The sequence below is a fragment of the uncultured Jatrophihabitans sp. genome (assembly GCF_964246335.1).
Taxonomy (GTDB): Bacteria; Actinomycetota; Actinomycetes; order Mycobacteriales; family Jatrophihabitantaceae; genus Jatrophihabitans.
This window is the reverse complement of sequence record NZ_CAXTQF010000074.1, coordinates 4,005-10,867: the sequence shown is the minus strand read 5'-3', so window position 1 is coordinate 10,867 and position 6,863 is coordinate 4,005. Positions and strand designations below refer to the sequence as shown.

General features: G+C 72.7%; 4 protein-coding genes and 1 pseudogene (1 of these 5 only partly in view). 3 read left to right on the top strand and 2 right to left on the bottom strand.

Annotated elements, in window-relative coordinates:
* Positions 1–149 (top strand): annotated as a pseudogene (locus ACFFCN_RS16285) (PspA/IM30 family protein) (it extends 661 nt beyond the left edge of the window).
* A 4-nt stretch (positions 150–153) separates the two neighbouring features.
* On the opposite strand, the gene ACFFCN_RS16280 reads toward ACFFCN_RS16285, so the two are convergent.
* Both ACFFCN_RS16280 and ACFFCN_RS16275 read right to left on the bottom strand, forming a co-directional pair.
* Positions 154–945 carry an Fpg/Nei family DNA glycosylase gene (locus ACFFCN_RS16280; RefSeq protein ID WP_375493331.1) on the bottom strand — a complete coding sequence of 264 codons (792 nt, stop codon included), beginning with the start codon at positions 943–945 and terminating at the stop codon, positions 154–156.
* 3 nt (positions 946–948) lie between these two features.
* Positions 949–5,556: an ATP-dependent helicase gene (locus ACFFCN_RS16275; protein ID WP_375493329.1), complete on the bottom strand. Its 4,608-nt coding sequence runs from the start codon at positions 5,554–5,556 to the stop codon at positions 949–951.
* A 399-nt stretch (positions 5,557–5,955) separates the two neighbouring features.
* Here ACFFCN_RS16275 and infC point away from each other — a divergent pair, with 399 nt between their 5' ends.
* Both infC and rpmI read left to right on the top strand, forming a co-directional pair.
* A complete protein-coding gene (gene infC / locus ACFFCN_RS16270) occupies positions 5,956–6,558 on the top strand; it encodes a translation initiation factor IF-3 (RefSeq protein WP_375493327.1) in 603 nt (200 codons plus the stop codon).
* Between the two features lie 46 nt (positions 6,559–6,604).
* On the top strand, positions 6,605–6,799 hold the full coding sequence (gene rpmI, locus ACFFCN_RS16265) for a 50S ribosomal protein L35 (protein WP_375493325.1): 195 nt from the start codon (positions 6,605–6,607) through the stop codon (positions 6,797–6,799).
* Positions 6,800–6,863: the final 64 nt, after the last annotated feature.

Here is a 6,863-nt window from a genome sequence, read left to right as displayed (position 1 = left end):
TGATGGAGGTGCAGCGTGCCACGGCCCGGGCGAAGGCCGACGCCCGACTGGCGCAGATCCGCGCGGGCATGAGCGCGCCGGACGCCGCGGCTGCTGGTGGCGGTGCGGGCCCCGGCGACACGGTCAGCACGCAGCAGCCCGGCGGCTGAGCGCTCAGCGTCGCGGTTGGCAGCGAGGGCACCAGAAGGTGCCGCGCGCTCGCGGCGGCTCGCCCTGGTCGGCGCGTTCGATGGTCGTTCGGCAGCGCAGGCACGGCTGGCCGCCGCGGTCGTAGACCCAGTGTTCACGACCGCGTTCGACGAAACCCGTCGTCGACTGCTCCGGATGATCGCGGTTGGCGCGCAGCAACCGGTAGGAGGTGTCCACCACCGACCGCAGGTCGAGCACGTCGCGCACGGGTGTCCACGGGTGCACGTGCTCGAGGAAAAGGATCTCGCACTTGTACATGTTCCCGACACCGGCGAACACCCGCTGGTCCAGCAGCGCTTCGCCGATGGCGCGGTCGGGCTCGGCCTGCAGGTTCGCGACGGCGCGTGCGGCGTCCCAGTCAGGGCCCAGCAGGTCGGGGCCGAGGTGCCCGACGAGGGTGTCCTCGGCGTCGCGGGTGACGAACCGCAGATCGTGGATGCGGTATCCCGTCGCCAGCCACTCGGTGTTGCCGAGCAGGATGCGGATCAGGTGTTCGCGGTGCCGGCGCGGTCGCGGACCCCCGACGCGCGACAGGTACCACGAGCCGTCCATCCGCAGATGGGCGTGCAGGGTGAAGTCGTTGGCGAGCCGGATGAGCAGATGCTTGCCCCGCGCGAGCACCTCGTCGACGGTGACCCCGCGCAGATCCGTGGTGGCGAGCTGCGGAATCCGGAAGTCCGAGACCGTGAGCGCCCGCCCGGCCAGCGCGCGGTGCAGCCGATGCGCCGTCAGCCAGACCGTGTCGCCCTCAGGCAAGGGTCATGCCCGCAACCGCAGACCACGGGGCGTCGGGCGGAATCCCGCCGCCTCCAGCGCGTCGCCGAGCGCCGACGCCGCCACGGGGGCGCCGTCGGCACGCTCGACCTGCAGCCGGCCCAGCGCGCCGTCGCGGACCGCCAGCGCCAGCGCATCGGCCGCCGCCTGCAGTACGTCGGGCTGCTCGGTGAACGAGAGCAGCGTGCGGCCGCCGCGCTCGACGTAGAGCACACAGTCGCCGTCGACCAGCACCACGAGCGCGCCGGCCTTGCGCGCGGCCTGGTGACCGCGGCCGCCGGCCTCGGGGCGCGGGGCCTGCGGCCACTCCAGCGCCGCGCCGTACGGATTGGCCGGATCAGTGGCGGCCAGCACCAGCGCCGACGAGCCGTCGGTCGTGCGGGCATCGAGCGGTCGCGCCTCGGCGCGCAACCGGTCCACCGCACCGGGCAGGGCGAACTGGGCGGCGCCCAATCCCTCGACGAAGTAGCCGCGACGCGCGCGGCCGGTCTCCTCGGCGGTCTTCAGCACCGGGTACACCGCGGAGAAGCCGCCGCTGATCCGCTCGCCACCCACCGAGCCGCGGGTGACGAGCCCGTACCGGTCCAGCAGCACGTCGGCGAGCACCACGGCGCGGCGGGTCGGGTCGTCGACCCGGGCCGGCACCGCCGACCAGCGGCCACTCATCCCGACCGGCAGCCCGCGGGCATCGGTGCCGCCGGCCAAGGACGCGGCGCCGGTCAGCGACGACCCACGCGCGCGGCCGTACCGGGCGTACCTGCTGCGCGGGGCGCGCGGCTTGCGGGTGTGCGTGCTGCGCCCGCCCGACCCGAGCAGTGCGCGGACGGGTCCGAGGGTGTCGTTGGTCAGCAGGCCGGACCACACGAGGTCCCAGACAGCGCGGCCGACGGTCTCGGGTGTCTCCGGCGAGACGTCTGTCGCCTGGGCGTCGGCGGCGCGGGTTGCGTTGGCCCGTTCGGTGAGCGAGCGGAAGAAGACGGCTTCGTCGTGGCCCAGGGAGGCGATGACCGCCAGCGCGAGTTGGTCGTCGACCGGTTCGACCTCGGGCAGCACGTACGACGCGATCTCTGCCGGGGCGAGCGAGATCCAGCCGTCGTTGCTGCCGAGTGAGCCTGCGCCGCACCACGCGACGTCGCCGGACAGCGTGAGCTCGTCGAGCAGGGCGGGGGAGTAGCCGGCCACCCGGCTGGGCAGCACCAATGTCTCGAGGGCACTGGCCGGCAGCGGGACCCCGGCCAGCTGCTCTACCGCGCGCAGCACGCCGTCGACCCCCCGGGCTGAGCGCGCACCGAGGCCCTGCCACGCGGGGATGAACCGTGCCAGCGCCGCGGCCGGCACCGGCTCGACCTCTTTGCGCAACGCGGCGAGCGACCGCCGCCGGATGGCGCGCAGGACTTCCGCGTCGCACCACTCCGTGCCCATACCGCCCGGGCGGAACTCGCCCTGTACCACCCGGCCGGACGCGCCCAGCCGGGTCAGCGCGGCGCCGACCACCGCCACACCGAGCCCGAGGCGCTGCGCGACGTCGCCGGCAACGAACGGGCCGTGCGTGCGTGCGTAGCGCGACACGAGGTCGCCCAGCGGATCGCGCACCGGTTCGGTGAACGCCTCCGGCACGCCGACCGGCAGCGCCGCGCCGAGCGCGTCGCGCACCCGGCCCGCGTCCTCGATCGCCAGCCAGCGCTGCTCGCCCGCGACACGTACCCGGATGGCGCGGCGCGACTCCTCGAGCGCCGCGAGATCCTGCGCGGTGGCGCCCCGCGCGATCGCCTCGTCCGTGGTGAGATCACCGACTGCGCGCAGCAGATCGTGCACGCCGTCCGGGCCGCGCGCCTGGCGGTCGGCGGCGGTGCGGGCGATCTCCGACTCGACGGCGCCGATCGCGTCCACGTCGAGCAGGTCGCGCAGTTCCGTCGCCCCGAGCAGCTCGGCCAACAGCGCGGAGTCGAGGGAGAGCGCCTGCGAGCGGCGTTCGGCGAGGGGCGCGTCGCCCTCGTAGAGGAACACGCCGACGTAGCCGAAGAGCAGCGAGCGCGCGAACGGCGACGCGCTCGGCGTCTCGACCTCGACCAGCTTGACGGTCCGCGAGCCGAGATCGCGCATCAGCCCGACGAGCCCCGGGACGTCGAACACGTCCTGCAGGCACTCGCGCATCGACTCGAGGACCACCGGGAAGTCGCCGTACTCGCTCGCGACCTGCAGCAGCTGATTGGCGCGCTGACGCTGCTGCCACAGCGGCGTGCGGCGGCGTGGGTCACGCCGCGGCAGCAGCAACGAGCGCGCCGCACACTCGCGGAAGCGGGAGGCGAACAGCGCCGAGTTGCCGACCTCCTGGGTGACCAGGGATTCGATCTCCTCGGGCTCGAAGATCGCGATCTCGCCCGCCGGCGGCTCGGCGTCGGTGTCCGGCAGCCGCAGCACGATGCCGTCGTCGGAGTGCATGGACGACACCTCGAGGCCGAAGCGCTGGCGCAACCGCGCCTGGATCGCCAGCGCCCACGGCGCGTTGACCGGCGCGCCGAACGGCGAGTGCACGACGAGGCGCCAGTCACCGAGCTCGTCGCGAAAGCGCTCGACGAGGATCGTGCGGTCGTCGGGCAGGTGGTGCGTGGCCTCCTTCTGCTCGGCGAGGTAGGCCAGCAGGTTCTGCGTGCCCCACTCGTCGAGTCCGGCCGCTTCGGCCCGGGCCGCGCCGACCTCCGGCTTGGCGTGCGCGACCTCGCGTAGGAACTTGCCGAGCGCCCGGCCCAGCTCGACCGGCCGGCCGGGGGAGTCGCCCTTCCAGAACGGCATCTTGCCGATCTCCCCGGGCGCCGGGGTGACGAGCACCCGGTCGTGCGTGATGTCCTCGATGCGCCAGGAGGACGAACCGAGCAGGAACACGTCGCCGACCCGCGACTCGTAGACCATCTCCTCGTCGAGCTCGCCGACGCGCCGGCCGGGGCCCTCGCCGCTGGCCAGGAACACCCCGAACAGCCCGCGGTCGGGGATCGTGCCGCCGCTGGTGACCGCCAGGTGCTGGGCACCGCGGCGGGCGGTGAGCTCACCGCTGACGCGGTCCCACACCAGGCGCGGCCGCAGCTCGGCGAACGCGTCGGACGGGTACCGGCCGGCAAGCATGTCGAGCACGGCCTCGAGCGCCGAGCGGGGCAGGCCGGCGAACGGCGCGGCGCGGCGCACCAGCGCCTCGACGTCGTCGACCGTCGCTGGTTCGAGCGCGACCATCGCGACGATCTGCTGCGCCAGCACGTCGAGCGGGTTGCGCGGGTAGCGCATCGACTCGATGGCACCCTCGCGCATCCGCTCGGCGACGACCGCGCATTCGAGCAGGTCACCGCGGAACTTCGGGAAGATCACGCCGTTGGACTGCGCGCCGACCTGGTGCCCGGCGCGGCCGACCCGCTGCAGCCCCGCGGCCACGGACGGGGGCGACTCGACCTGCACGACGAGGTCGACAGCGCCCATGTCGATGCCGAGTTCGAGCGACGACGTCGCGACCACCGCGGGCAGCCGTCCCGCTTTCAGGTCCTCCTCGACCACGGACCGCTGCTCGCGCGACACCGACCCGTGGTGCGCCCGCGCCACGATGACCTCGCCGGCGGGTGCACCTGAACCGGCCTGCGCCATCAGTTGCGCCGGCGGTGGCGACCCGTCGTCCGGCGTCGCGGTGCCGGCGCGTTCGGTGGCGAGCTCGTTCAACCTCGCGGTCAACCGTTCGGCGAGCCGGCGCGAGTTCGCGAAGACGATGGTCGAGCGGTGACTCTCCACGAGGTCGAGCACGCGTTCTTCGACATGTGGCCAGATCGACGCGCGCCGCTGTGCACCGGCCGCGGCACCGGTGAGGTCGTCGGTCGGCTCCCCGATGGCCGACATGTCCTCCACCGGCACGACGACTTTGAGATCCACGGACTTGGTCGACTTCGGCGCGACCACCGTGACGGGTCGGCCACCGGCCAGGAACGTCGCGACCTCGTCGACCGGACGGACCGTCGCGGACAACCCGATGCGTTGCGCAGGGCGGTCGAGCAGTGCGTCGAGCCGCTCGAGCGACAGCGCCAGGTGCGCACCCCGCTTGGTCGAGCACACGGCGTGCACCTCGTCGATGATCACGGTGTCGACGCCGCGCAGTGATTCCCGTGCCGCCGAGGTGAGCAGCAGGAACAGCGACTCCGGTGTGGTGATCAGGATGTCTGCCGGGCGGCGGGCGAACAGCCGCCGCTCGTCGGCGGGCGTGTCGCCAGACCGCATGGCCACCGTGACGTCCGGCGGCTCGAGCCCGAGGCGGCCCGCGGCCTGCCGGATGCCGATGAGCGGCGCGCGCAGATTGCGCTCGACGTCGACGGCAAGCGCCTTCAGTGGGCTGATGTACAGCACCCGGCAGCGGCGGGTGACAACGTCGGGCACCGGCTCCGCACCCAGGCGGTCCAGCGCGGACAGAAATGCCGCCAGCGTCTTGCCGGACCCGGTCGGTGCCACGACCAGCGTGTGCTCGCCGCGCGCGATCGCCTCCCAGGCGCCACCCTGTGCCGGCGTCGGCGCGTCGAAGGCGCCGTCGAGCCACGCTTGGGTGGCGGGGGTGAACTGCGCGGGCACGAGTCCAGTCTGCCAACAGGCTCCGACACCGCCCGCTGTGCGAGCCGAGCATCCGACGAGGTGCCGCGCCGCAGCGCGCACGCCCCGGAATACCTGCGGTAGACGCCTGCGTTCTCCTGATCAGCGAGTTGGGCCGTGGGCGGCTACGCTGCTACCCTTGACTCGCGACCAACCCTCGTCCTGTGCGGGGGTGTGCAAGCGGAACCTTCGAGCTCCCACCCGTGCCGCGTCCAGCGAGCCGGGTTCGGTCCACGGTCTCGCGGCCTTGCCGCGGGGTCGGTGTCATCGCCCCGGGCGGTGCGGACCGGTCGGAACTCACGGCCCCGCTAGCAGTCCATCGCCTCGGGGCCGTTGTCATGTCCGGCAGCGCATCCCGCGGCAGCACCACTGAAAGCGACCGTGGGAGGTCTCATCAGCTCCGAACCCAGGATCAACGACCGGATCCGCGTCCCCGAAGTACGTCTCGTCGGCCCCGAGGGCGAGCAGGTCGGCATCGTGCCGATCGGCAAGGCTCTCGATCTCGCCGCCGAGTCCGACCTGGATCTCGTCGAGGTCGCGCCGATGGCGCGCCCGCCCGTCTGCAAGCTCATGGACTACGGCAAGTTCAAGTACGAGACCGCGCAGAAAGACCGCGAGAACCGCCGTAACCAGACGCTGACGGTCATCAAAGAGATGAAGCTCCGTCCGAAGATCGACTCGCACGACTACGAGACCAAGAAGGGTCACGTCGAGCGGTTCCTCAAGCAGGGCGACAAGGTGAAGGTCACGATCATGTTCCGCGGCCGCGAGCAGTCGCGCCCCGAGCTGGGGTTCCGGCTACTGCAGCGCCTCGCCGAGGACATCACCGAGCTCGGCTTCGTCGAGTCGTCGCCGAAGCAGGACGGCCGCAACATGGTGATGGTCGTGGCGCCGCACCGTGCTGGCGCGTCAACCCGCGCGACGCGCGTCGGACGACCCGCGCCGGCAACCGAAGCGGCAGGAGCCGACGCCGCCGCCGAGTGACGACCACCCGACACCGAACGACCACCGATACACGAGGGAATGGCAGATGCCCAAGAACAAGACGCACAGCGGCATGAAGAAGCGTGTGAAGACCACCGGCAGCGGCAAGCTGCTCGTCCAGCGCGCCGGCATGCGGCACAACTTCGAGCACAAGTCCTCGCGCATCACGCGTCGGCTGTCCGGCACGCAGACGCTGTCCGAGAACGACGTGCCCCGCGTCAAGCGGATGCTCGGCCGCTGACGGCCACTGCGCATCCCCGCATCTTCCTGACCTCCGCCGCCCGCTGAGCCGGGCGGCCCGCCCC

Excerpts from the sequence above, each read along its gene's own strand:
- rpmI (WP_375493325.1), top strand. The coding sequence starts at position 6,605 with ATGCCCAAGAACAAGACGCACAGCGGCATGAAGAAGCGTGTGAAGACC.